Below are 25698 nucleotides of genomic sequence, written 5' to 3' on the forward strand. Positions count from 1 at the left end.
TGGCCAGACCCACAACAAGAACAAGGGATATGCCTATGCTCGCGCTTCTCGGTCTGATCATGGTGGTGACCTTCACCTACCTGATCATGAGCAAACGTCTGTCGCCCATCGTGGCGCTCACCGTGGTGCCCATCGTCTTCGCCCTCATCGGTGGCTTCGCCCCCACCACCGGCAAGATGATGCTCGACGGCCTGAAGATGGTGGCGCCCTCGGCGGCGCTGCTGCTGTTCGCCATCCTCTTCTTCGGCCTGATGATCGATGCCGGACTGTTCGATCCGCTGATCCGCAAGATCCTCAAGCGGGTCAACGGCGACCCGGTCAAGATCGCCATCGGCACCGCGCTGCTCTCGCTGCTGGTGGCCCTGGACGGCGACGGTACCACCACCTACATGATCACCTGCGCGGCCATGCTGCCGCTGTACAAGCGCATCGGCATGAATCCCATGGTGCTGGCGACCGTCTCCATGCTCTCGCTGAGCATCATGAGCGGCATGAGTCCCTGGGGCGGCCCGGCCACCCGCGCCATCGCCGCGCTGGGGCTGGACGCCACCGCCTATTTCATCCCCATGCTGCCCACGGTGATCGGCGGGGCGGCCTGGGTGGTGTTCACCGCCTTCCTGCTCGGTCGCCGCGAGCGCGCGCGCATCGGCAACGTCGCCCTGGAAAGCGGCGGGGCGGCGGGCGGCAAGTGCTATATCGAGGAGATCCTCGGTGACTCGCCGAACAAGCGCCCCCGCCTGGCCTACGTCAATCTGGTGCTGGTGATCGCGGTGATGACCGCCCTGGTCATGGGCGTGATGCACGCGGCCATCCTCTTCATGATCGGCTTCGTGCTGGCGCTGATGATCAACTACCCGCAGCTGGAGTTGCAGAAGGAGCGCATCCTGGCGCACTCGGGCAACGCCATGACCGTGGTGCTCCTGGTGTTCGCCGCGGGCATCTTCGCCGGCATCTTTTCCGGCACCAAGATGGTCGATGCCCTGGCCCAGACCCTGGTCGACTGGATTCCGCCGGCCTGGGGCCACTGGTTCCCGCTGGTGGTGGCCATCACCAGCATGCCGCTGACCTTCGTGCTGTCCAACGATGCCTATTACTTCGGCGTGGTGCCCATCCTGGCCAATGCCGCCGCGGCCTATGGGATCGATCCGGTGGAGATCGCCCGCGCCTCGGTGCTGGGCCAGCCGGTGCACCTGATGAGTCCGCTGGTGGCCTCCACTCTGCTGCTGGTGGGCATGGTCGACCGCGACATCGGCGATTTCCAGAAGGCCACCGTCAAATGGGCGGTACTGACCTCCCTGGTCATCACCGCCATCGCACTGCTCACCGGCGCCATCTCCTTCTTCGTCTGATCCTCCCGGCGGGCGGGCATGGTCGTGCCCGCCCGCTGCAGTCCCATTCCAAAAACAACAAGAGACTCTCTCATGTCCCAACTCCTCAAGAGTGGCGCGGGTTGCGCCGCCCTGTGCGCCTGTATGCCCTTCGCCGACGCCGCCGGCTTCCTCGAAGACAGCAAGCTCAAGCTGCAACTGCGCAACGTCTACTTCAACGAGAACTTCCGCGACGAACAGGGCCTGAGCGCGCGCGCCGCTGCCACGGCCAAGAGCGAGCGCACCGAGTGGGCCCAGGGGTTCCTGCTGGACTACCGCTCGGGCTTCACCCAGGGCACCCTTGGCTTCGGCCTGGACGCCCTTGGCCTGCTGGGCGTGCGCCTGGACTCCGGGCGCGGGCGTAGTGGTACTGGATTGTGGCCGGTGCACAGCGACGGGCGGGCGGCGGCGGAGGCCAGCGCCTTCGGCGCCACCGCCAAGGCGCGGCTGGGCAAGACGGTGGTCAAGCACGGCACCCTGTTGCCCAAGACCCCGGTGCTGGTCTACAACGATGCCCGCCTGCTGCCCCAGACCTACCAGGGCACCCAGGTCACCAGCGACGACATCCAGGGCCTGACGCTGACCCTGACCCACCTCGATCGCTTCAAGCTGCGCGATTCCACCGACAGCAACGGCCTCTTTCCCGACGGCTACAGCGGCAGCCAGTCCGGCAATTTCAGCTACGGCGGTGCCGAGTACCAGGTGAGCAAGAGCCTGAGGCTCAGCTACTTCCACGGTGAGCTGAACAACTTCTATCGCCAGGATTTCGCCGGTATCCAGCATGACCTGCCGCTCGCCGGCGGGGTGCTGACGGGCGACCTGCGTTACTTCAAGAGTCGCGACACGGGCGCGGCCTACGCGGGCAAGATCGATAACGACATGCTCAGCGGCCAACTGACCTATTCCCACAGCGGCCATACGGTCGGCGCGGGGTTGCAAAAGCTGAGCGGGGATGCCGGCCTGCCTTACATCAGCGGTGCCACCGTCTATTCCTTCAGCAACGTCGGCATCGGCAAGTTCATCGAGGAAGACGAGAAGACCTGGCTGCTCGGCTACGTCTACGACTTCAAGACGCTCGGGCTGCCCGGGCTGACCTTCATGACCCGCTACATCAGCGGCGACAACGGCCGCTCCGGCAGCGAAGGCCTGCACGAGTGGGAACGCGATGTGGAACTGGCCTACATGGTGCCCAAGGGCTCGCTCAAGGGGTTCGGCGTCAAGCTGCGCAACTATGTCTATCGCGCCGACTTCGCCCGTGGCCGGGACAGCAATCGCCTGTACCTGACCTACGACCTGGCGCTCTGGTAGTAGAGGGGAGGAGGGGAGTCGCGAGGGCGACTCCCCTGGGGTTCACTGCGCGGGAATCGGCTTGAGGCCGCTGTCCTGGATGGCCTTGGCGGCGTCCTTCGAGGCCAGGTACTGCAGCAGGGCGCGGGCGGCATCCGGGTGCGTGCTCTTGCTGACCACGGCACCGGAATAGAGGGTCATCTTCTGCGCCTGGTCGGGGATCAGGCCGACGATGTCGATACCCTGCACCGGCTTCAACTCGCTCAGTTGCTGGAAGCCCAGCTGCGCGTCACCGCGGGCGACGACTTCGCCCACCGGCTCGGCGGGGATCATGCGCGCCTTGGCCTTGAAGGCGTCGCTCAGCTGCATGCGCGGGAAGAGGATGTGCGCCAGGTAGACGCCGCTGGCGCTATCGGAATAGGCCACCGACTGGGCGCTTTCCAGGCTCTGCTTGAAAGCCTCCATGGTGGAGATGTCCGGCTTGGGGGCACCCTTGCGTACCGCCATGGCGATGAAGGATTGCCCCAGGTCGACGCGGCTGTCCTTGAGCGCCTGGCCGTTGGCGACCAGCTTGTCCAAGGCCGAACCCACCATCAGCACCACGTCGGCCGGCTCGTTGCGGGCCAGGCGCTGGGGGATGGCCTGGGGCGTGTCGCCCATGGACGGCGCGGCGGCGATGTCCAGTTTCACGCCGGTGGCCTTTTCATAGGCCGGCGCGACCTCGCGGATGGCGCCCATGATCCCGCCCGAACTCAGCACCGTGAGAGTGGTGGCGGGTTGCGCCGCCAGCAGCGGCGTGGAAGCCAGCAGCAGGGCGCCGAGGGCGAGGGTGGGCAAACGTCGAAACATGGTGGTGACTCCAGGGTGAAAAGACCGACGATAGACCGCGGGCAAGGCGGGAGCGCGTTAGTCCGAATGAAGAAAAATTTAATTTACCGGCCTGGTGGTTTTCCCTAGGGTGTCCGGTCCGCCAGACCGGGCGCCAGATCCAGAGGCCGCTATGACCCAGGCTTTGGTCATCGAAGACGACGAGGTGACCGCCCATGCCATCGCCAGCGAATTGCAGGCGCAAGACTATCAGGTGCGCTGGGAACGCACCGGCCGCGACGGCCTGGCCGCGGCCATCGCCGGCGGCCACGACATCATCACCCTCGACCGCATGCTGCCGGATTTCGACGGCCTGACCATCGTCAGCACCCTGCGTGGCCTCGGCATCGCCACCCCGGTGCTGATGCTCAGCGCCCTGTCCGATGTCGACGAGCGCGTCCGCGGTCTGAGATGTGGCGGTGACGACTACCTGACCAAGCCCTTTTCCCTGGTGGAGATGATGGCCCGTCTGGAGGCACTGCTCAGGCGGCCGATGGCCCAGTCCGCCAGTCACCAGCTGCGGGTGGGGGAGCTGACCCTGGACCTGATCGAGAACACCCTGACCCGCGCCGGCGAGGCCATCGCCCTGTTGCCCACCGAATTCAAGATCCTCACCTACCTGATGCGCAACGCCGGCCAACTGGTGACCCGCACCATGCTCTTCGAGCAGGTCTGGGGCTATCACTTCGATCCGGGCACCAACATCATCGACGTGCACATGGGGCGGCTGAGACGCAAGATCGAGCGGGCGGGGCGGCCGCTGGTGCATACCGTCCGCGGAGCTGGCTATGTCCTCGTCGTCCCGGACTAGGGCCGGCAGGCGCTGGCGCTCGGGGAGCAGTCGCCTGCTGGCGCTCTATGCGCTGCTCTTCGTGGCCTGGGGTGCGGTCTTCACCGGGGTGCTCTACTGGCAGATCTCCGGCTATCTGGGCGCCGTGGCGGAGCGCACCCTGCTGCAGCGGGCGCACTACTACGGCAAGGTGGCGGATGCCGACCTGCTGGGCGAGCTGCAGGCCAGCGAGGTCTATTCCATGCCCGGTATCGACGCCTACGGCCTGTTCGAGGCCGATGGTCGCTATGTCGCCGGCAACCTGGTCAAGCTCTTGCGCAACCTGCCGGACGATGGCCAAGTGCACTACCTGCAGCGGGGACTTCGGACCTCCGACGCCCTGGACGAGACGCGCAGCAGCCATGCCTTTCTGCAGCGCCGCGCGGACGGCCGCATCCTGGTGCTGGCCCGCGATGGCGGTTCCATTTCGGCGGTGGGCGGCATCATCGGCCAGGCGCTGTTCTGGGGGCTGTCACTGACCCTGATTCCCGGACTGGTGGGCTGGCACCTGTTGCGGCGGCGCCCGCTGCGGCGAGTGGAACGGTTGCAACGCAGCCTGGAGCGGATCGTCGCCGGTCATCTGGAGGAGCGGCTGCCGCTATCACCGCGGCACGACGAACTGGACATGCTGGCCGATGCGGTCAATACCACCCTGGCCCAGCTGGAGCGCTCGATGCACGAGGTGAAGGGGGTCTGCGACGGCATCGCCCATGATCTGCGCACCCCGCTGACGCGGCTGCGGGCGCGCCTGCACCAGTTGCAGCAGCTGCCGCTGGCCGAACCCCAGGCCGATAGCCTTGGTGAAGCTCTGGCCGAGACCGAAGCCATCATGTCGCGCTTCCAGGGCTTGCTGCGTATCTCCGAGCTGGAGGACACCCGGCGGCGCATGGCCTTCGCGCCCCTCGATCTGGCCGCGCTGCTGCGCCAGGCCCATGATTTCTACGAGCCCCTGGCCCAGGAAAAGGCCCAGACCCTGAGCCTGGAACTGGGTGAGGAACTGCCGGAGGTGCAGGGCGACGCCGAGTTGCTGTTCGAGGCCCTGGTCAATCTCCTGGACAACGCCCTCAAGTTCGCCCCCGAGGGTGGCCAGGTGCGCCTGGTGGCACGCGGGGTCGGCACCGCGGTGCGCATCGAGGTGATCGACGACGGCCCCGGCATTCCCGAAGCCGAGCGGGAGAGCGTGCTGCGGCGACTCTATCGCGGCGATGCCAGTCGCCAACAGCCGGGCTACGGCCTGGGCCTGTCGCTGGTGGCGGCCATCGTCCGCCTGCATGGCTTCAGCCTGAGCATCGAAGCGGCCGAGCCGGTGGGCGCCCGGGTGGTCATCAACAGCGCCGGCTGAGGCGCGGCTTCCTAAATTTTTCTTCACTTTCCTTCATTTGAGACCGGGGCAGGGCGCTCCCAGGATGGCGGGCCCCACTGCCACACCGGATCCGTCGCCCGTGAAACACCCCTTGCTCTGCCTCGGTCTCGCCGCCCTGGGTCTCGCCTGGCTCGGCCAGGTCGAGGCCGCGCCCGCCGCTGCGCCCGCCGCCAATGTGCTCATTCCCTCGCCACCCCAGCTCTCGGCCAAGGCCTGGGTGCTGATGGATGCCACCACCGGCCAGGTGATCGCCGAGGAGGATTCCCACGAGCACCTGCCGCCGGCCAGCCTGACCAAGCTGATGACCGTCTATGTGGCGACCCGCGATATCCAGGCCGGTCAGCTCAAGGCCGACGATCAGGTCACCGTCAGCGAGCACGCTTGGCGTACCGAGGGCTCGCGGATGTTTCTCGATCCGCGCACCCCGGTGTCGGTGCACGATCTCCTGCAGGGCATCGTCATCGATTCGGGCAACGACGCCAGCGTGGCCCTGGCCGAGCACATCGCCGGCAGCAACGAGAGCTTCGCCAGCCTGATGAACGCCACCGCGCAGCGCCTGGGCCTGCACGACAGCCACTTCATGAATCCCACCGGGCTACCCGACCCCGAACACTTCTCCTCGCCCTACGACATGGCGCTGCTGGCGCGGGCCATCATCCAGGACGAGTCGGCCTACTATGAGCTCTATGCCAAGAAGTACTTCACCTGGAACGGTATCCGCCAGCCCAATCGCAATCTGCTGCTCTGGCGCGATCACAGCGTGGATGGTCTCAAGACCGGCCATACCGAGGCGGCTGGCTATTGCATGGTGACCTCGGCACTGCGCGATGGGCGCCGGCTGATCACCGCGGTGTTCGGCTCCAACTCCATCAACAACCGCGCGGCGGATACCCAGAAGCTGCTGACCTACGGCTATCGCTTCTTCGAGAACCAGACCCTGGACCAGGCCGGCGTCGCCCTGGGCACCCCGGCGATCTGGGAAGGCGAGCAGTCGACCCTGCCGGTAGGGGTGACCCAGGACGTGGTGCTGACCCGCCCCAAGGGTCAGCAACCGCCCGAGCGCCGCCTGGTGCTGGACGAGCCGCTGGTGGCGCCCATCGCCCAGGGCGCGGTGGTCGGGCGCCTGGAGCTGGTGGCTGGCGAGCGCATCCTGCAGACCCGGCCGCTGGTAGCCCTAGAGGCGGTGGAGCAGGCCGGCTGGTGGTCACGCTGGCCGGAGCATCTCTACCGGCTGGTGCTGCACTGGTTCGGTCGGGTCTGACATTCGGGGGCGTAATCAGGCCTCCTGCTGCAGACGCTCGCGCAGGAAGGCGTTCATCCGCGCCAGGGTCCAGCGCACACTCGGCAGCACCCCGAGCATCTCGATGAAGCCATGGATCATGCCCGGCAGCTCGTGGTACTCCACGGCGTTGCCGGCGCCGATCAGCACCTGGGCATAGAGACGGGCATCGTCGCGCAGGGCATCGCATTCGGCGCCGAAGATCAGCGCTGGCGGCAGATTGGCGTGGGAGGAGGCATAAAGGGGCGACACCCGCGGATCGCGGGTATCTACGTCCTGCAGGTACATGCCGGAGAAGTAATCCATCATCGGCCGGGTCAGCGGTGGGACCTGGGCGTTCTCGATCCGCGAAGGGTGCTTCCAGGCTTCGGGGGTGTTGTCGACGCCGGGATAGATCAGCACCTGGGCCTTGAGCCTGAGCGGACCCTCGCGCAGGTGCAGCGCGGCCATGGCGGCCAGACCGCCGCCGGCACTGTCGCCGGCCACGGCGACGCGGTCGAGATCGAGGTTGAAGGCGCTGCCGGCCTCGGCCAGCCAGCGCAGGACGGCCAGGACATCATCGGGACTGGCTGGCGCCGGATGTTCCGGGGCGAGGGCATAGTGCACCGCCAGCACCGCGCAGTCGGTGCCCAGGGCGATCTGGCGGCAGAGCGAATCATGGCTGTCCAGGTCGCCGATCACCCAGCCACCGCCGTGCAGATAGACCACCAGCGGGCGCGGTCGAGCGTCTTCCGCATAGGGCCGATAGAGACGCAACGGGATGGGGCCGAGGGGACCTGGCGCGGTGAGCGCCTCCACCCGCGTCACTGGCATCGGCGGCAGGCCGAGGGCGCGATTCAGCTGCACATAGGCGGCGCGCGCCTGCTCCGGGGTGAGGCTGTCCAGCGGCGGCTGCGGGTGGGCGGCCAGCTGCGCCAGCAGGCCGGCGACCTCGGGAGTGAGGCGCGCGAAGACGTCGGGCATGGGGCTTCTCCTGTGGTCCCGGGCGCCAGGATGGACGCCGGGTCGCCGCCAGCCTCGCCGGAGGTCACGGGCGGGTCTATCGATCAGATGAACGATGGCGACCCGCGTTGGACCCCGGTTCGCGCGCGGCCGTTGCGCGGACGCGCGGGTAGCAGAGGGCGGCCTATCCTGCATCTGAACGATAGGCGCGCCGCAGCGGTACGGTAGACTCGGACCCAAGCCAGGCCCCGTCAGGGGGCCGGCATCCTACCCAACGACAATCAAAACAATGGGGGTAGCATGGATCAGTCAGCCGTCGTTTCCTGCAGCGTGCCCAGCGCGGTGGTCGCTCGCTTCAGCCAGGTCGTCCTGGCGCTGCAGGCCCGCCTGCGTGGCGGGGCCATCACCGAATTCCATGCCCAGGCGCTGGAGCAACTGCAGCGCCTGGTCGCCTTCGACAAGGCCTGGTGGGGCAACTCCGCCTGGCGCGACGGCGTCCCCGTGGCGCACAGCACCTTCCTGTTGGGGCTGCCCGGCAGCTATACCCGGGAATGGGATGCCCTCAAGGCCGAGGACCACGCCCTCGGCGACCTGCATCAGGAGCAGGGCCGCTGTCAGCTGTTCGATTGCCGGGACCAGATGGCTGCGCCGGCCCTGGCTGCCCTGGGGCAGCGGTATGGCCTGGCCCATGGCCTGCGCATCGTGCTCACCGACGACCAGACCCGCCTGGGCGTGCACCTCACGCTGTTCCGCGAGGATCCCGCCACGCCTTTCACCGCGCTGGAATGCCAACTGGTGGAATGGCTGATGCCACACCTGCTGCATGCCGAGCGCGAGAGTTGCCTGCGCACCCTGGCGACCCTGAGAGACAGCCAGGGCAGCTTCGACGAAACGGCCCTGGCGGTGTGTGATCGCTATGGCGTGCTGCTGTCCATGGAGCCCGGCTTCGCCGCCCTGCTGGCCGGCGAGTGGGAGGGTTGGCAGGGCAATCGCCTGCCGCCCGCCTGCGATCCTCAGGGCACCTACCAGGGCCGCACCCTGCAGCTCGATGCCCAGCCGCTGGGCGATCTGCTGCTGCTCAAGGCGCGTCGGCGCAGTTCGGCGGAACGCCTCAGCGCCCGAGAACTGGAAGTGGCCCAGTGCTTCGCCCTGGGCCAGACCTACAAGGAAGTCGCCCGCAGCCTGGGCATGGCGCCGGCCACGGTCCGCCATCACCTGAGGCGCATCTACGAGAAGCTCGGCGTCAACCGCAAGGCGCAGATCGCCCAACAGGTCGCCGCCGCGCCGGACTGATCCTCCCCTGATCCCCTATGCCAAGACTGGGCGCCGCCCGTGCCCGGTGAGGCCTCGCTCGCCCGCTCGAATGCCCTGAGGAATCCTGCCATGCCGTCTCTGCCCGGAATGCTGACTCGCGCCGCCGTCCTGTCACTCGCCGCGCTGGCCGCCACCACCCACGCCACCGAAAAGGGCATGCCGACCACCGCGGCCGGGGTGCAGGACTTCGGCGCCGGCTTCATGCCGCCGTCGACGCCCTTCGGTACGGTCGGCCTACGCTTCAGCGACTATCAGGCACGGGTGATCAAGGACAGCCATGGCAAGGACGATGGCAACGATTTCAACATCAACGTCCTGGCCATCGGCCTGGCCTATCTACGCATGACCGACCAGCAGCTGTTCGGTGCGCGCTACGGCTTCGGCGCGGTCTCGGTGTTCTTTCGCATGGACGCCGATCTCGGCATCAACGCCGGCGGCCAGCGCGTGTTCAGCGACAGCGCCGAGCTGTTCCGCCCGGCCGATCTGCAGCTGATTCCGCTGATCCTCGCCTGGGAGCCAGCGCCTGGCGTCGGCATCAACACCCAGCTGTCGATCCAGGCACCTACCGGCGACTACGACAAGGATCGCCTGGTCAGCCCCGGGACCAACCACTGGACGGTCTCGCCGATCCTCAACGCCAGCTATATCAGCCCGAGTGGACTGGAGCTGTCGTCCAGCTTCCAGGTCGACCTCAATGCGCGCAACGCGGCCACCGACTATCGCAGCGGGGTGGAGTATCGCCACGAATTCGCCGTCGGCCAGCATTTCGGCCCCTGGACCGCGGGCCTGGGCGGCTACTACTACCGCCAGCTCAGCGACGACGACGCCCCCGGCCTGACCCGCGGCAACCGTGCCCGGACGCTGGCACTGGGGCCGGCGCTCAGCTTCTTCGACCCCTCCTCGGGATTGCCGGCCATCTGGCTGCACGCCTACAAGGAATTCGAGGCGCGCAACCGGGCAGAGGGCTATACCGTGGCGCTGAAGCTCGGCGCCAGCTTCTAGACCGCACCCATCATCTCGCGCACCCGCGCCGCCAGGGCATCGACGGCGAAGGGCTTGGTGAGGATCTCCATGCCGGGATCCAGATGGCCATTGCCGATGGCGGCGTTCTCGGCATAGCCGGTGATGAACAGCGTCTTGAGCCCCGGGCGTGACTGGCGCCCCGCATCGGCCATCTGCCGCCCGTTCATGCCGCCGGGCAGGCCGACGTCGGTGATCAACAGGTCAAGGTGCACGTCCGATTGCAGAATCTTCAGACCCGTCAGGCTGTCGGCCGCTTCGATCACCGCGTAGCCGAGGTCTTCGAGAATATCCATGACCAGCATCCGCACCGTCGGCTCGTCGTCGACGATCAGCACCGTTTCGCCCTGGCTGGTACCGGCCACGTCCAGGCGGGTGGCCAGGCCTTCGGCGGCCGGTGACTCGCCCAGGTAGCGCGGCAGGTAGATGCACAGGGTGGTGCCCTGGCCGACTTCGGAGTAGAGCCGCACCTGGCCGCCTGACTGACGAGCGAAGCCATAGATCATCGACAGGCCCAGGCCGGTGCCCTGGCCGATGGGCTTGGTGGTGAAGAAGGGTTCGAACACCCGGGCGGCGACCTCGGGCGGTATGCCCACCCCGGTATCGGTCACGCACAGCGACAGGTATTGGCCTTCCGGCAGGTCCTGAGCGCGGGCGATTTCACGATCCATCCAGCGATTGGCGGTTTCGATGGTGATGCGACCGCCCTTGGGCATGGCGTCGCGGGCATTGATGCAGAGATTGAGCAGCGAATTCTCCAACTGGCTGGGGTCCACCAGGGCGGGCCAGAGGCCGGCGGCGCCGACGGTTTCCACCTGGATGCCAGGACCCACGGTGCGCTGGATGAGTTCGGTGAGGCCATCGATCAGCTGGTTGACGTCCACCGGGCGTGGCGCCAGGGTCTGGCGCCGGGAGAAGGCCAGCAGTCGGTGGGTGAGGGCGGCGGCGCGCTTGGCGGCGCCCTGGGCGGCCACCAGATAGCGATCGAGTTCGCGCAGCCGTCCCTGGGCGATGCGCGTCTCCATCAACTCCAAGGCACCGGAGATGCCGGCCAGCAGGTTGTTGAAGTCGTGGGCGAGGCCGCCGGTCAACTGGCCGACCGCCTCCATCTTCTGCGACTGGCGCAGCTTTTCCTCGGCCTGCATCAACTCGGCCGAGCGTTCGGCGACCCGGATCTCCAGGGTCTCGTTGAGGGTCCGCAGGGCGGCCAGGGCCTTGTCCCGCTCGGCTTCGATGGCTCGCCGCTCCTCGACGTCGATGAGCACCCCGGGAAAGTGCAGCGGGGTGCCGTCGGCGGCGTGATCGACCCGGCCATTGGCCTCGATCCAATAGTAGCGGCCATCGGCGCGCCGTACCCGGTACTGGTGGGCGAAGGGACCGCCCTGGGCGATCACGACGTCGATGGCGTGGGCGAGACCGTCCTTGTCGTCGGGATGGACGTTGGTCACCACCTGGGCCAGGCTCAGACCTTCACGACCCAGGCGCGGGTCGAGGCCGAAGACCGTGGCGAAGGCCTCGTCCACGGTGAATCGGTCGGTGGGCAGGTCCCAGTGCCAGGTGCCGATGATGGCGCCAGCGGACAGAGCCAGCTGCACCCGCTCGATGTTTTCCCGCGCCAGGGCCTCGCTGATGCGCAGCCGTTCCTCGGCGTTGCGCCGCTCGGTCACGTCGCTGAAGAGGATGGCGATCTGGCGTTCGTCGGGATCGCCCACCCGCACGGCGCGGACATCGAACCAGCGCTCGAAGGTGTTGGCGTAGTTCTCGAAGGTCGCCGGCTCGCCGGTCTTGGCCACGTGGCCGTAGGTATCGAACCAGAACCGTTCCAGGTTGGGGGCGAATTCGGTCACCCACTTGCCGCGCAGGTTGACCCCGGCCTGGCGTTCGAAGGCCGGGTTGGCCTCCAGGAAGCGGTAGTCGATGGGCTTGTCGTCGGCGTCGAACTTGACCTGGACGATGGCGAAGGCCGAGCCGATGGTCTCGATGATGGCGCGAAAGCGTTCCTCGCTCTTGCGCAGGGCGGTTTCGGCGGTCTGCAATTGGCTCATGTCCAGCATGGCGCCGATCATCCGCGTCGGGCGTCCGTAGCTGTCGCGGATCACCCGACCGCGATCGAACACCAGGGCATAGGAGCCGTCGGCCCGCAGGAAGCGGTACTCGCCGGTCCAGACCGTGCCGTCGCCGTCGATCACCCCGTGGATGGAGGCATCGATCCGCGCGCGGTCGTCCGGGTGGATCTGGCCGAGCCACCAGCTGCCAGTGGGCTCCACGATTTCCGGCAGGTGACCATAGGCCGTGGTCAGGGCTTCGTTCCACAGGACCTGGCCACTGTTGAAGTCCCAATCCCAGATGGCGTCGTTGGTGGCTTCGGCCACCAGGCGATAACGCTCCTGGGTTTCCTTGAGCGCCAGGCCCGCCAGGTGTTCGACGGTGCGATCGCGCAGGATCTTGACGAAGCCCAGGGGCTCCCCGTCTTCGTCGGTGAGGGCCATCATCTCCCCCGAGGCCCAGAAGCGCTGGCCGTCCTGGCGCAGGTGCCAGCGCTCGTCCAGGGCGCTGCCGTCCCTCAGGGCCTTGGCCATCTCGTATTCGGCGCGATGGTTGGCGCGGTCTTCGGGGGTGAAGAAACGTGAGGCTTGCTCGCCGATCATCTCCCGAGCGCTCCAGCCCATGACCTGCTCGGCACCCGGATTCCAATCGGTGATGCGCCCCTGACGGTCGCTGACCACGATGGCGAATTGGGTGGTGCTTTCCAGCACCGCGCGACTACGAGCCTTGCTGGGGCGAGGCGCGGCAGGCTGCAGGGCGGCACGCAGGCGCAGAACTTCGGCTTCGAGCTCTGCGCGGGTCAGCGTGGCCAGGGGTACCTCACTCATCTTGCTGGAAATCCTCGGCGAAAGCGGTCACGGGAGGGTTGGACCGCGAAAAACGCCAGAGTGTGGCGGGCGCGCTTCGGGCAGAAAAGCCTCTGCCGCTGATCGGCAAGCCGACTGGATGAGAGGACGCTCCAGCGCGAGAAAAGCACTGCGCCTTCGAGCGAGACGGCGACCTGGTCCAGTCGCCTGGCCTAGAGCAGGGCAAGCGAGGCGGGCAGGGCAGCGAAACCGGCACGTCTGAGCGACGGCCAGGCCTGCAAGGCGTCCGCAGGTTCGCTGGATGAACGGTCCGCGCCTGGAACCCGGTCGTCGCCCGCGCTCTCTACGGTTGCACGAGACGGACCCGGCAAGGGTTCGCCGCTTTCCCTTCGATCGCTCAAGGAGCACCACCGCATGGCCCAGGAATCTGCAGCCGCACCGGGCGCACTCAAACGCGCCATCACCCTGCCCATGCTGTTGTTCTTCATCCTGGGCGACGTCCTGGGCGCGGGCGTCTATGCCCTGGCGGGCACCATCGCCGGCCGGGTCGGCGGCGCCATCTGGGCCCCCTTGCTGATTGCCCTGCTGTTCGCCCTGCTGACCGCGGCCTCCTATGCCGAGCTGGTCACCAAGTACCCCAAGGCCGGCGGGGCGGCGGTGTTCGCCGAACGGGCCTTCGGGCGGCCCTGGCTATCCTTCCTGGTGGGCTTCTCGATGCTGGCCGCCGGGGTCACCAGCGCCGCGGGATTGGCCGTGGCCTTTGCCGGTGGCTATCTGCAGGCGCTGGTGCCCTGGCCCGCCAGCTGGGTCTGCCTGGGCTTTCTGCTGTTGATAGGCCTGCTCAATGCGCGCGGCATCAAGGAGTCGCTGTCGGTCAATCTGGTGATGACCCTGATCGAGCTGTCAGGTCTGGTGATCGTCATCGCGGCGGCGGCCTGGTTCGTCGCCCAGGGGCAGGGCGAGCCGGCGCGGCTACTGGAAGTGGATGCGCCCTCGGCCACCGTGGCCATTCTCAGTGCTTCGCTATTGGCCTTCTACTCCTTCGTCGGCTTCGAGACCTCGGCCAACCTGGCGGAAGAGGTACGGGACGTCAGCCGGGTCTATCCGCGGGCGTTGTTTGGCGCCCTGGTCATCGCCGGTATCGTCTACATGCTGGTAGGCGCCGGCGCCGCCCTGGTGCTGCCGGTGGCGCAGCTCAAGGCCTCGGGTGCGCCGCTGATGGACGTCCTCGGCGCCTCGGGCCTGGGCGTGCCGACCCGAGTGTTCGCCGTCATCGCGCTCATCGCGGTGGCCAATGGCGCGCTCCTGACCATGATCATGGCCAGCCGTCTGGCCTACGGCATGGCTCGTCAAGGCCTGCTGCCCGCGGTGCTCGGCCGGGTGCTGCCACGGCGGCAGACTCCCGGCATCGCCATCCTCGCCACCACCGCGGTGGCCATCGCCCTGACCTTCACCAGCACCCTGGATGTGCTGGCCGAAACCGTGGTGCTGCTGCTCCTGGTGGTGTTCATCAGCACCAACCTGGCGGTGCTGGTGCTCAAGCGCGACCGGGTCGAGCATCCGCATTTCCGCGTGCACTGGATCTTCCCGGTGCTGGCCCTGGCCTCCTGCGCGCTGCTGATCGCCCAGCAGGGCGCGGCGACCTGGTGGCGCGCCGGGCTGATGCTGCTGGTGGGCGTGGCGCTCTATGGGCTGACGCGGCTGGCCGGCGCGCGCCGGGTAACGGCCTAGGCGCCCACCAGGGCATAGAGGGTCTGCATGTCGGCCGGCTTGGTCAGGTGATGATCGAAGCCGGCCGCCAGGGCCTCGGCCTTGTCCTGGGCCTGGCCCCAGCCGGTCATGGCGATCAGCTTGACGGCCTGACCGGCCGGCGTCTCGCGGATCGCCCGCGCCAGTTGATGACCGGTCAGGCCCGGCATGCCGATATCCGAGATGACGATCTCGGGACCGTAGCTCTGGAACAGGGTCAGGGCCTGCTGGCCATCGTAGGCGACACGCACCTCGTGGCCGTCCAGCTCAAGGAGTTCGGCGATGGTGTCGGCGATGTCGGAGTTGTCGTCTGCGACCAGGATCCGGCGGGTGGCGGGCGCCGCCGAGGCGGTCGCCACGGCCTCCTGCTCTGTGGCCGGGGGCGCCACCGTCAGTGGCAGGTTCACGGTGAAGCGGCTGCCCTGGCCCAGGCCGGCGCTGGTGGCGGCGATGTCGCCGCCCTGCAGCCGTGCCAGCTCGCGGGAAAGGGCCAGGCCGATACCCAGGCCAGGCGAACGCTCCGCCAGGCGTGGATCGATCTGGCCGAACATCTGGAACAGATCGCTCAGGCGTTCCGGGGCGATACCGATGCCGTTGTCGGCAATCTCCACCCATACCTCTTCGTCACCCGTGGAGACGGCGAGCACGATCCGACCGCCCTCCGGGGTGTAGCGGGCGGCATTGCCCAGCAGGTTGACGAAGATCTGCTCCAGGCGCAGCGGGTCGGCGTACAGCCAGAGCGGCGCCTCGGGCAGGTGCAGGTCGAAGCGCTGGTGCTTGTCCTGCATCGGCGCCAGGGTCGCATCGGCCGCTGCCTCGAGTACCGACTGCAGGGTGACGAAGGTATTGTGCAGGGTGATGCGGCCGAAGGTGATGCGCGAGATATCCAGCAGGTCGTTGAGCAGGGCGCCCATGCGCTCCACCTGCCGCTCGATGGTCTGGCAACTGCGCTGTTGCTGTTCGGGCGACGCCTGCGGCGCGGCGATCAGTGCCGCCGCGTGGCGAATGGGCGCCAGGGGATTGCGCAGTTCATGGGCCAGCACGGCGAGGAATTCGTCCTTTTGCCGATCGTTGTCGCGCAGCTGCTGCTCCTGGCGCTTGCGTTCGCTGATGTCCAGAAACCACACCGCGACGTTGCCGTCGAAGGGCGTGGCGCCGATCTGCAGCCAGCAACTGGCGCCCTGGGCATCCGGTCCCTGCAATTCGACGGACCAGGCGACTTCCTCGGCCTGATGGTCCGCGCAGAGCTGCAGGATGCGGGTACTGGCCCAGGGCAGGCGGGCGCTGGCGTCACGGCTGTCGAGACCCAGGGTGGTGGTCCCGATAGGGTTGAGATAGTCCCAGGCGAAAGTGCCTTCGGCAGCGGGCACGGCGATGCCGAAGGAGACCTGCGAGCTTTCCAGCGCCACCCGCAGGCGGCGTTGCGAACGCAAGGCGGCCTCCTGGATACGGGCACGATCGATCACCAGCACCGCCTTGGACGCGCACAGGTCGGCCAGGCGCTGCTCGCGCGGCGTGGGCTCGCGTGCCTCCGGCAGGTGCACGGTGAGGGCGCCCAGGGTGCCGTGCAGGGTGCTGCGCAAGGGCACCGCATGCAGGGCGGAGAAGCCCAGGTGCTGGCCCAGTGCGCCCAGGGCGGCGAACTCAGGTGCGGTCGCCAGCGCCGGCACCACTATGCGGGTGCCGCTGCGTACGGCGGCGGCACAGGCACTTTCCGCCAGCGGCAGGGTGGCCAACTGCGCCTGATCTTCGGCCGAGAAACCGGCCGCGAAATACAGCTGCGGCGGCTTGCCGTCTTCCAGCAGCGAGACGCAGCCCTTGGAGGTCTGATGAAAGCGGCAGAGAACCTGGACGATCTCCTGCAGCTGTTGCGACAGCGAGGGCAATTGCAGCAGGCGATGATTGAGCTGCTGCAGGACCTCCAGATCGGCGACCTGCAGCTGCAACTGTTCCTGACTCAGCTGCAGGCCCCGCAGGTAGTCGTCACGCTCCTCTTCCAGCAACCGGCGGGCGTCGGCTGCTGCCTGCAGCGCTTCGCCCACCTGGCGGATCTCCAGCACGTCGCTGTCGGGCAATACCGGCGGCAGGCGCCTGCCCAGGGCCTGAGCGGCCTCCTGCAGGGCCTGCACCGGACGGTTGATGCGCCGTGACAGCAGCAGGGCTACCGTCCAGGCAAAGGCTACCGACAGCACCAGGCCGCCGCCATAGAGGGCGAAGGAGCGATTGGCGGCCGCGGCCACCTCTTCGGTGGGGATCGCCGTGGTCACCGTCCAGCCGGAATCGGGCAGGCGCACGAAGGCCGTATAGACGTCGTGGCCTTCCCGGGTACGCGAAGTGCCGACGCCTTCTTCGCCCGGCTGCGCCAGGATCTCCGCCAGACCTGGCAGGGCCGGCTCGCCCAGGCTTTCCTCGTGCAGACTGGTACGAGCGATGCGCCGGCCATGGCGATCGAATACCGAACCCACCCAGTCCTTGGGCAGGGCGCGGGTCAGGCGCGCCGCGCGGATGCTCTCCGGCGTCATCACCGCGGTCAGCACGAAGTTCAGTCGACCCTCGCGCAGCACCGGGACCCGGATTGGAAAGGCCAGAAGGCCGGCGGGACCGCGGCCGAGTTGCCCGATCACTGGCCGGCGTTGGGCGAGTACCTGGGCAAAGCTGTCCGGTTCGGCGAGAGGACCGCCGACGGGCCGGTTGACGCTCGATATCCGCCTGACGACCTGGCCGTCCGGCGTGGCGAGCAGCACCGTTCGCCAACCTGGCACCAGCGGCAGGATGCGCTCGACCAGGGTTTCGAAATCGCTCAGGTCGCCCGTCCGCAACAGGGGCGACTCGGCCAGCGCCTGGAGAATGGTCACAGAGCGGCGCAATTCGCTTTCGATGGTGGTCGCGGCTTGGCGACTGGACTCCAGTGCCCGCTGTTCGGCCTCGTGCTGCTGGTGTTGCACGAGCAGCCAGAGTCCCAGGCCGGCTACCAGCGCCAGGGGCACGATTCCGGCGAAGGCGATGGCCAGCAGGCGATTGCGCAAGGGGACCAGACGCGCAGGGCGAAGCTTCGTCGGCGGCATGGGGATTTCGATTGAGGAAAAGTCTCATTCTAGCCTGACTGTGCATGGCATTTTGCCAGGGCGGCGGTTGCTCGTCAGGTTGACACATTCCCCTGGAGCCCGCGTCAGCTCTAGCCTGCAGCTCGTGGGGGGTACGCCGTTGATCGCCGATGGGTGGCTATTCAGCCAGTAACGGTAGCGCCGACCAGAAGGGGTGAATACGCCTTTCCTGCCTGGAGTTGCGCCATGCGTACCCTGAAATTGTCGGCCCGTTCCGCCGTGTGTTTTGCCGCCGTTACCCTGTTGCTGCTGGTACTGGCGGTTACTTCGGCCGTGGGCTTGAATTCCCTGTACCAGGCCGAACAGGATGTCGAGACCAACTGGATGGCCAGCATCGCGCAAACGGCGAAGATGGATAGCCTGGTACTCAGGTTGCGTCTGGAAACCCTGCGCATGGTGGCGTCGGAAGACGAGCAGATGAAGCAGACCGCCGCGGCGACCATCGCCCAGGCGCGGGGCCAGTTGCAGCAGGAGGTAGCGGCGTACCAGGCCCTGGTCGCCTCGCCTGAAGAGCAACGATTGGCCGACGCCGTGTCCGCTGGCGTCAAGGCCTACGATGCGCGTCTCGACGAGATCATCGTCATCGCCCGGACGCGTCCGGCCAGCGAGGGAACCGCCTTCACCAATGCCAATATCCGTCCGCTGACCAACGATCTGCAAGAGAAGATCGTGGCCCTGGGTACCTTCAACGAACGCGGCGCCAAGCAGGCCGGCGAACTGGCCAGCCAGACCTACAGCCGCAACCTCTGGCTGCTCGGGGTGATTGCCGCCATCGCCATCGTGCTCACCGTGGTGCTGGCTGTGCTCTATACCCGCAGCATCCTGCAGCCGCTGCGCCAGGTGCTGGCCATCAACCGGCGCATCGCCGAGGGCGATCTGCGCGTCGAGGCGCAGGCGACCGGCCGCGACGAGATGGCCGAGCTGATGCGCGCCACGGTGCAGATGCAGCAGACCCTGCGCGACACCGTCAGCCACATTGGCGAGGCCTCGACGCAGCTGGCGTCCGCCGCCGAAGAGATGAATGCCGTGACCGACGAGGCCAGCCGTGGCCTGCAGCGCCAGAATGGCGAGGTGGAGCAGGCCGCCGCCGCGGTCAACGAAATGACCGCCGCCGTCGAGGAAGTGGCGCGCAACGCCGCCTCGGCCTCGACGTCCGCGCAGCAGTCGGAGCGCTCGACCGGTCTGGGCGCGGCCCGGGTCACCGAGACCGTCAATGCCATCCACTCCCTGACTGACACCGTGTCCCACACCAGCGAACAGATCGTCGCCCTGGCCGGACAGGCCCAGGGCATCGCTACCGTGGTCGATGTGATCCGCGGCATCGCCGAGCAGACCAACCTCCTGGCGTTGAACGCCGCCATCGAGGCCGCCCGCGCCGGTGAACAGGGCCGCGGCTTCGCCGTGGTCGCCGACGAGGTGCGCGCCCTGGCCCACCGGACCCAGGAATCCACCCGTGAAATCGAGCAGATGATCGGCGGCATCCAGAGCGGTTCGGAAGGCGCCGTGCAGGCCATGCAGCGCAGCCGTGACGAGGCCACCGCGACCCTGAAGATCGCCAACGAAGCCGGCGCCGCCCTGGAGGAAATCGCCCGCTCCATCACCGAGATCAACGAGCGCAACTTCCTCATCGCCACGGCATCGGAAGAGCAGGCCCAGGTCGCCCGGTCGGTGGACCAGAACCTGGTCAGCATCCGCGATCTGTCGATCCAGACCTCGGCCGGTGCCCACCAGACCGCTGCGGCGGCCCATGAGGTCTCGCGCCTGGCGGTGGACATGAATCGTCTGGTTGGCCGCTTCTCGGTCTGATCCGGACGCAAAGGTCAGGAAAGGCCCTGCCGAGAGCTCCTCGGTGGGGCCTTTTCGTTTCCAGGCTGCTGGCGGGCAGGGGTTGCGGGACCAACGGACGGGAACCCATCCGGGGTGCGCCAGGGTCTGCAGCCAATACCCCAGGAGAGACGGCCATGTACCTCGTCCAGTTGCTGCTACCCCTCAACGACAATGACGGCCAGCGCCTGCCAGGGGCGCTGTTTCAGGAGGTGCGCCAGGTGTTGGTCGAGCGCTTCGGCGGCCTGACCGCCTTCAGCCGCGCCCCGGTCGAAGGTCTGTGCCAGGACGAGGCGGACCGGGTCGAGGACGATGAGTTGCTGGTCTACGAAGTGATGACCGAGACCCTGGATCGAGCCTGGTGGGACGGCTATCGCCGCCAGCTGGAAACGGCCTTCCGCCAGCGCGAAATCCTGATTCGCGCCCAGCCCACGGAACGACTCTAGGCCTCGGCCAGTACGACCCGCGCACGTCCAGCCCGCTTGGCCTGGTAGAGGGCGGCGTCCGCCCGACGGATCAGCTCATGGACGTTGAGCGTGCCATCGGCGCAGTGGGCGATGCCGATGGATGAGGTGGTACTCAGGGTGACGCCCTGGATGTGCCAGGGTTCCTGCAGGGCGCGGCACAGGCGCTCAGCCATGGCCAGGGCGGCAGTGGGCGTGGTATCGCACAGGTAGACGATGAATTCGTCACCCCCGATACGGCCGAGCAGATCCTCCCGCCGCAGGCAGGCGCTGACCCGGGCGACGAAGGCCACCAGGAGCAGATCGCCGAACTCGTGGCCGAATTCGTCGTTGATGGCCTTGAAGCGGTCGAGATCCAGGTAGAAGAGGGCACAGGGGCCGCTGGCGTCGCTGGCTCTGTGGCGTGCGATCTGGTCGAGAATGCTGCGCCGATTGGCGACCCCGGTCAGGGCATCCAGATAGGCCAGGGACTTGTAGCGACTCTCGCTTTCCTGCAAGGCGGTCTCTGCCAATTTGCGTTCGGTGACATTGCGGCTGACGATGGTCAGCAGCCGGCGTTCGCCTCGTGCGTCGAAGTGCGGGGTCTTGACCACTTCCCAGGTATTGATACGTCCATCCGGACCCATGAAGGACTTTTCGACCAGCGTAGGCGCGGCGTTCTGCCAAGCGAGTTCGTCGGTCTGGATGTTGTAGACGAACGCCTCGGCAAAGGCGGGAAAGCGTTCGATCAATTCGGCATCGGTGACGCCGACGTAGTCGAAGCCGACCATGGCATAGGCTTCGAGCACAATACGGTTGACGAACAGCCAACGACCCTGGCCGTCCTTGGCGACGATGAACTCCTGGATCGAGTCGAGGAGGGCGCGAAGATCGACAGCGGAATCGACAGGGGACATGGGCAGGGCCTGGAAGTCGAACGAATTGTCGGGTTATCGGCCTGGCGCGGCGGGAACTGAGGTCTGTCGTCCGGTCACCTGTCGCCGTGTTGTCGGTGAGAGGAGGCAGGTAAGGCGATCGGGGCGTTCGCCGACGAATGGCAGACCGGGCAGGCGCAGGCGTTTGACGGCTTCAAGCGAGACGGCTAGCCCGTATGCCCGAGCCGCTCGGAACCAAGCTGTGGCCTGCAGGCCGAATAGGGTATTCATCAGCTGCCAGATGTGCCCTCTATGCAGACCACTACAAGAGCCGTGACCGGCCAGCACCCTGGGGCGACTCCCGTCGCCTTGGAACCCGCCAAGACGCTCTATCGCGAACTGCTGGTGGAGAATCCCAGCGGTGGTGCGCGGGAGCGGGCGCGGCACTATCTCGATGACCAACTGCAGGCCGTGAGTGCCATGCAGGCCGACCTCCCGGCGGATCCCGCGGCACTGGAAACCTGGGTGTTGGAGAACAACGAACGGGTCGGCGCCCGGTACCAGGACTATCTGGCGAACCGCAAGGCTGGCGCGCCGCGACGCTATTTTGGCAGCAAGGCCCATGCGCTGTACTTCCTGCGTGGCGTGGCGCCCACCAAGCTGGTGGATGGTGCATGGCTCTATGGCACGCTCGCCCACTGGGACGACTTGCGCTATCGCGCGGCTATCCAGATCTACCTGGAGGAACTGGGTGACGGTCAGCCCGATAAGAATCATGTGGTGCTCTATCGCAAGCTGCTGGCCAGCCATGGCTGTGAAGATTTCTCGCAATTGAGCGACGATCACTATGTCCAGGGCGCCATCCAGTTGGCGCTGGCCTATAACGCCGATCACTACCTGCCCGAGGTGCTGGGTTTCAACCTCGGTTACGAGCAGCTGCCGCTGCACCTGCTGATCACCTCCTACGAGCTCAACGAACTGGGTATCGATCCCTATTACTTCACCTTGCATGTGACCGTCGACAATGCCGGCACCGGTCATGCGCGCAAGGCGCTGCAAGCCGTGCATGACGCCATGCCCGCCGAAGGCCGCGCTGCCTTCTACCAGCGCGTGGTGCAGGGCTACCTGCTCAATGAACTGGGCGCCAGCACCACCTCGGTGATCGGCGGCTTCGAGCTGGAGCAGGCGGTGATCGAGGTACTGGCGGAAAAGAGCACCGTTGGCCGCTATGTGCATTCGGACTATTGCCGCATCGGTGGCCGTAGCGTCAGCGACTGGTTGACCGATCCCGCGCAGATTCCCGAGTTCCTCCAGGTGATGCAGGAGCAGGGCTGGATCAAGCGTCATGAAGACCCGACCAACAGTCGCTTCTGGCGCCTGATCCAGGGTGAGCGCGCCGAGATGTTCGGCGTCTTCACCGCCTACGAGCAGCAGCTGATTCACGACTGGATCGCCGGTGACTTCGTGCACAGCGGCGCCCGGCAGCAGGCGGCCGCCGAGCGGGTGTCCGTCTTGCCGCGCCGCGAGGTGAGCTTTCGCGCTCGCCAGCGTCAGCAGGAGCGTCTGTGTCCAGCGCTGGAAGCCGAGCAGGGCACGGCGGCCAATGCGAGCAAGGCCCAGGCGAGCGACTTCGATAGCGATGAGGTCGCATTGGAGCAGCGTCTGGCCAGCCAACCCAGCCGCGCGGCCGCCATGGCATTACTGGTGGAGCAGCTGTCACCGGCGCGCCACCACAGCCGTGCCGGTCTGCTGGCGACACGACTGTTCGCCTCCCTGTTGGGCTGATCCCTATTCAAGGACCCGCAAGGGTCCTTTTCATTTCGACTGTCATTGAAGGAACCACCCGTGACGGCCATGGAACATCCCGAACGCATCGCGACCAGCCCTGACGCGGTCGCTGCCCTGAAACTGCTGATCGAGACGCTGCGCGCAGCGGACTATCACTTCATCACGCCCACCCCCGCCTCTCACGCGCGGGTCAATGCCCGGCCAGGCAACGCCTGGGCGCGGGATCTGCAGGGCATTTTCGGCTGGAGCCGGCCGTTTTCCCCCGAGCTGTTGCCCGGCTCTGTAATCGACACCCTGGCGGCAGCCGAGCTGCTGACCGCGGTGCCGGGCGGCTGGCGCAGTCGGGTGCGGGTATCGAGCCTGGGTGACCAGCTGTTCGTGCATTCCGCCTATCCCACCGAGGACGCCGATGCGGTGTTCTTCGGCCCCGACACCTATCGCTATGCCAATGCCCTGGAAGCCCAGCTGCGCTTCGAGACCGGTGACGTCCGCCGCGCCGTGGACATCGGCAGCGGGGCCGGTCCCGGCGCCATCCTGGTCGCCCTGGCGCGGCCCGATGCCGAGGTGCTGGCGGTGGACATCAACGAGCGTGCCCTGGCGCTGACCCGGGTCAACGCCGAGCTGGCCGGGGCCGACAATGTCAGCGCGCGCTACAGCAACCTGCTGAACGATGTAGCGGGCGACTTCGATTTCATCCTGTCCAATCCCCCTTATCTGGTCGATCCCGGCGAGCGCGCCTATCGCCATGGTGGCGGTCCCCTCGGGGCTGGCCTGTCGCTGGCCATCCTGGACACGGCGCTGCAGCGCCTGGCGCCGGGCGGCACCCTGCTGCTCTATACCGGCGTCGCCATGGTCGATAACCGTGATCCCTTCCTCGAAGAAGTCCGCACCCGCCTGGACGGCCAGGACGTGGCCTGGCGCTATCGCGAACTGGATCCGGATGTCTTCGGTGAAGAGCTGGAGACAGGGGTCTATGCCCATACCGATCGCATCGCCGCGGTCGTGCTGACGGTGACGCGGCCGCACTGAGGGTGCACGGCAGCGGCTACACTGGCGGGTGCCTCTATCGCCCGCCCGTGTCCCGGAGTCCGCCATGCAACTGCTGCTGAACCAGACCTCACCCTACGCCCGCGCCGCGCGCGTCACCGCCCTCGAAGCTGGCTTCGGCGAGCGTCTTGAGCTGGTGTGGAGCGATCCCTGGAACGACGATCCGACCTTGCTGGCCGCCCATCCCGGCAACAAGGTCCCGGTACTGATCACCGACCAGGGCATCGCCCTCAGCGAGACCCTGCTGATCTGCCTCCATCTGCATCTGTTGGCCGGCGGCAGTCCGCTTTCCGCCAAGCGCCTGCAACTGGCCGGCCTGGGCCAGGGCCTGATCGACGCGGCCTTTGGCACGGTGATCGCCCGTAAGCATGGCGGTGCGGCCCAGGATGAGTCGGTGCTAGGCGCCCGCCGGCTGGCGGCCATCGACCGGCTGCTGGTGCGCTTGGACGAGGCTTCCACACTGGATGCAGAGGACTTCGATTTCAGCCACTACCTGGTGGCGGTCGGCCTCGACTACCTGAGCTTTCGGCTGCCGGAAATCGGCTGGTCCGCGCACTCGCAGCTGGTGGCCTTTCACCAGCGGCTCCTGGCGCGTCCCAGCTTTGCCGCGACGGCTTTCCAGTAAGGCAAAAAAGCCCCACGCGGCGGCCCCCGCCGACCGCGTGGTAAAGCCCTAGAGCTCGATCAGGATCTTCAGCTGGGTCCCGGCCTTGTCCAGCAAGGCTTCGAAGCCCTGTTCCACCACGTCGTCCAGCGCGATGTGGCGGGTCACGACCTTCTCCGCCGGTAGCTGGCCGCTGGCGATCAGCGCTGCTACCTGGGGCCACATCAGCGTCGAGTAGCACCAGGAGCCGCGCAGGTCGACGTCCTTGTAGGTCAGGGTGAAGCCATCCAACGCCGGCGGCTTGCCCTGCATCCCCACCTGGACCACCACACCCTGGCGCCGGACCGCTTCCAGGCACAGCCCCAGCGGTGCCTCGGCGCCCACGCATTCGAAGGCCACATCCACCCCCACGCCCCCGGCGGTGCGGGCACGCACCTCGCGCAGCACATCGGTGCTGCCGGGATTCAGGGTGATGAGCCCCTCCACCAGGCGGTGGGCCATCTCCAGCCGGTTGTCGTTGAGGTCCACCAGGAAGATCCGGGTGGCCCCGGCCGCGCGGGCGGCCATGACCTGCAGCTGGCCGATGGGCCCGGCGCCGGCCACCAGCACGCTGTCGCCGGGCTTCACGCCACCCCGGTGGGTGGCGTAGACGGTCACCGCCGTGGGCTCGATCAGCGCCGCGTGCTCGGTGCTGAGATCGTCCGGCATGGGGATGGCGTTGTAGTCCTCCACGAGGGAGTACTCGGCCATGCCGCCCCAGGGATGGGACAGGCCGATGATGGCCAGCTGTTCGCTGAGTTGATACTGGCCGCGGCGGCCGTAGTAGTCGTCGCGTGGCGACACCATGGGCTGGATGGAGACTCGATCACCGGGTTTCACCGCTGTCACCTGGCTGCCCACGGCCTCCACCACACCGGAATACTCGTGGCCGAGGATCTGCGGCACCTGGCCGCCGGTGTAGCTGTGCGGCGCGGTGGGAATGAAGATGGGACCGCCAAGGTACTCGTGCAGATCGGTACCGCAGATCCCGCAGAACTGGTTTTTCACCAGGACCTGGGTAGGGCCCGGCTCTCCGGGAGCCGGGACGTCTTCCACCCGGATATCGCGGGCGGCATGGAAACGGGCTGCTTTCATCGTGAGGCTC

19 protein-coding genes and 1 pseudogene are annotated in these 25698 nt (G+C 67.2%); 14 read left to right on the plus strand and 6 right to left on the minus strand.

Annotation, left to right across the window (positions count from 1 at the left end; all coding sequences use genetic code 11):
- The first annotated feature begins 35 nt into the window (after window positions 1-35).
- Both NRG74_RS05355 and NRG74_RS05360 read left to right on the plus strand, forming a co-directional pair.
- On the plus strand, window positions 36-1349 hold the full coding sequence (locus tag NRG74_RS05355) for a CitMHS family transporter (RefSeq protein WP_017641218.1): 1314 nt from the start codon (window positions 36-38) through the stop codon (window positions 1347-1349).
- Window positions 1350-1421: 72 nt separating this feature from the next.
- On the plus strand, window positions 1422-2675 hold the full coding sequence (locus tag NRG74_RS05360) for an OprD family porin (protein ID WP_257705928.1): 1254 nt from the start codon (window positions 1422-1424) through the stop codon (window positions 2673-2675).
- A 42-nt stretch (window positions 2676-2717) separates the two neighbouring features.
- Here the strand turns inward: NRG74_RS05360 and NRG74_RS05365 are convergent, their stop codons facing one another.
- Window positions 2718-3503 (minus strand): substrate-binding domain-containing protein, encoded by a 786-nt coding sequence (locus tag NRG74_RS05365; RefSeq protein ID WP_064309507.1) that lies wholly within the window; start codon window positions 3501-3503, stop codon window positions 2718-2720.
- 151 nt (window positions 3504-3654) lie between these two features.
- On the opposite strand from NRG74_RS05365, the gene NRG74_RS05370 reads away from it, so the two are divergent.
- From NRG74_RS05370 to NRG74_RS05380, 3 genes are all read left to right on the plus strand, one after another.
- Window positions 3655-4332, plus strand: coding sequence for a response regulator transcription factor (locus NRG74_RS05370; protein ID WP_257705929.1), 678 nt, complete (start codon window positions 3655-3657; stop codon window positions 4330-4332).
- Window positions 4310-5692 (plus strand): sensor histidine kinase, encoded by a 1383-nt coding sequence (locus tag NRG74_RS05375; protein WP_257705930.1) that lies wholly within the window; start codon window positions 4310-4312, stop codon window positions 5690-5692. The genes NRG74_RS05370 and NRG74_RS05375 overlap by 23 nt, the downstream gene beginning before the upstream one ends.
- 112 nt (window positions 5693-5804) lie before the next feature.
- Window positions 5805-6974, plus strand: coding sequence for a D-alanyl-D-alanine carboxypeptidase family protein (locus tag NRG74_RS05380; protein ID WP_257706559.1), 1170 nt, complete (start codon window positions 5805-5807; stop codon window positions 6972-6974).
- Between the two features lie 15 nt (window positions 6975-6989).
- On the opposite strand, the gene NRG74_RS05385 is transcribed toward NRG74_RS05380, so the two are convergent.
- Window positions 6990-7955 carry an alpha/beta hydrolase gene (locus NRG74_RS05385; RefSeq protein ID WP_257705931.1) on the minus strand — a complete coding sequence of 322 codons (966 nt, stop codon included), beginning with the start codon at window positions 7953-7955 and terminating at the stop codon, window positions 6990-6992.
- Between the two features lie 279 nt (window positions 7956-8234).
- Here NRG74_RS05385 and NRG74_RS05390 point away from each other — a divergent pair, with 279 nt between their 5' ends.
- Together NRG74_RS05390 and NRG74_RS05395 are read left to right on the plus strand one after the other, a co-directional pair.
- Window positions 8235-9227, plus strand: coding sequence for a helix-turn-helix transcriptional regulator (locus NRG74_RS05390; protein WP_257705932.1), 993 nt, complete (start codon window positions 8235-8237; stop codon window positions 9225-9227).
- 108 nt (window positions 9228-9335) lie between these two features.
- Window positions 9336-10250, plus strand: coding sequence for a transporter (locus NRG74_RS05395; RefSeq protein ID WP_184288642.1), 915 nt, complete (start codon window positions 9336-9338; stop codon window positions 10248-10250).
- Here the strand turns inward: NRG74_RS05395 and NRG74_RS05400 are convergent.
- Window positions 10247-13141, minus strand: coding sequence for a PAS domain-containing hybrid sensor histidine kinase/response regulator (locus NRG74_RS05400; protein ID WP_257705933.1), 2895 nt, complete (start codon window positions 13139-13141; stop codon window positions 10247-10249). The two genes, NRG74_RS05395 and NRG74_RS05400, sit on opposite strands and share 4 nt — an antisense overlap.
- 393 nt (window positions 13142-13534) lie before the next feature.
- On the opposite strand from NRG74_RS05400, the gene NRG74_RS05405 reads away from it, so the two are divergent.
- Window positions 13535-14851 (plus strand): APC family permease, encoded by a 1317-nt coding sequence (locus NRG74_RS05405; protein ID WP_257705934.1) that lies wholly within the window; start codon window positions 13535-13537, stop codon window positions 14849-14851.
- Here the strand turns inward: NRG74_RS05405 and NRG74_RS05410 are convergent.
- On the minus strand, window positions 14848-17934 hold the full coding sequence (locus tag NRG74_RS05410) for a hybrid sensor histidine kinase/response regulator (protein ID WP_257705935.1): 3087 nt from the start codon (window positions 17932-17934) through the stop codon (window positions 14848-14850). The genes NRG74_RS05405 and NRG74_RS05410 overlap by 4 nt on opposite strands.
- Before the next feature lie 225 nt (window positions 17935-18159).
- Between NRG74_RS05410 and NRG74_RS24545 the strand changes: the two are divergent.
- The 3 genes and pseudogenes from NRG74_RS24545 to NRG74_RS05420 all read left to right on the plus strand — a co-directional run.
- Window positions 18160-18876 (plus strand): annotated as a pseudogene (locus NRG74_RS24545) (MCP four helix bundle domain-containing protein); the annotation flags it as partial.
- A gap of 198 nt (window positions 18877-19074) precedes the next feature.
- Window positions 19075-19779, plus strand: a complete 705-nt coding sequence (locus tag NRG74_RS24550) for a methyl-accepting chemotaxis protein (protein ID WP_437181180.1) — start codon at window positions 19075-19077, stop codon at window positions 19777-19779.
- A gap of 155 nt (window positions 19780-19934) precedes the next feature.
- Window positions 19935-20243: a hypothetical protein gene (locus NRG74_RS05420; RefSeq protein ID WP_017641205.1), complete on the plus strand. Its 309-nt coding sequence runs from the start codon at window positions 19935-19937 to the stop codon at window positions 20241-20243.
- Here NRG74_RS05420 and NRG74_RS05425 read toward each other — a convergent pair.
- Window positions 20240-21157 (minus strand): GGDEF domain-containing protein, encoded by a 918-nt coding sequence (locus NRG74_RS05425; protein WP_017641204.1) that lies wholly within the window; start codon window positions 21155-21157, stop codon window positions 20240-20242. The two genes, NRG74_RS05420 and NRG74_RS05425, sit on opposite strands and share 4 nt — an antisense overlap.
- A 270-nt stretch (window positions 21158-21427) precedes the next feature.
- On the opposite strand from NRG74_RS05425, the gene NRG74_RS05430 reads away from it, so the two are divergent.
- The 3 genes from NRG74_RS05430 to NRG74_RS05440 all read left to right on the plus strand — a co-directional run bounded on the left by NRG74_RS05430 (window position 21428) and on the right by NRG74_RS05440 (window position 24575).
- The gene (locus NRG74_RS05430) at window positions 21428-22900 is read left to right on the plus strand and encodes an iron-containing redox enzyme family protein (protein ID WP_257705937.1); all 1473 of its coding nucleotides are present in this window, start codon (window positions 21428-21430) and stop codon (window positions 22898-22900) included.
- Window positions 22901-22969: 69 nt separating this feature from the next.
- Window positions 22970-23932, plus strand: coding sequence for a class I SAM-dependent methyltransferase (locus NRG74_RS05435; RefSeq protein WP_257706560.1), 963 nt, complete (start codon window positions 22970-22972; stop codon window positions 23930-23932).
- Between the two features lie 64 nt (window positions 23933-23996).
- A complete protein-coding gene (locus tag NRG74_RS05440) occupies window positions 23997-24575 on the plus strand; it encodes a glutathione S-transferase N-terminal domain-containing protein (protein ID WP_257705938.1) in 579 nt (192 codons plus the stop codon).
- 48 nt (window positions 24576-24623) lie between these two features.
- Here the strand turns inward: NRG74_RS05440 and NRG74_RS05445 are convergent, their stop codons facing one another.
- A complete protein-coding gene (locus tag NRG74_RS05445) occupies window positions 24624-25688 on the minus strand; it encodes a 2,3-butanediol dehydrogenase (RefSeq protein ID WP_257705939.1) in 1065 nt (354 codons plus the stop codon).
- Between the last annotated feature and the right edge of the window lie 10 nt (window positions 25689-25698).

It is taken from the genome of Pseudomonas oryzihabitans (assembly GCF_024652905.1).
Lineage (GTDB): Bacteria > Pseudomonadota > Gammaproteobacteria > Pseudomonadales > Pseudomonadaceae > Chryseomonas > Chryseomonas benzopyrenica.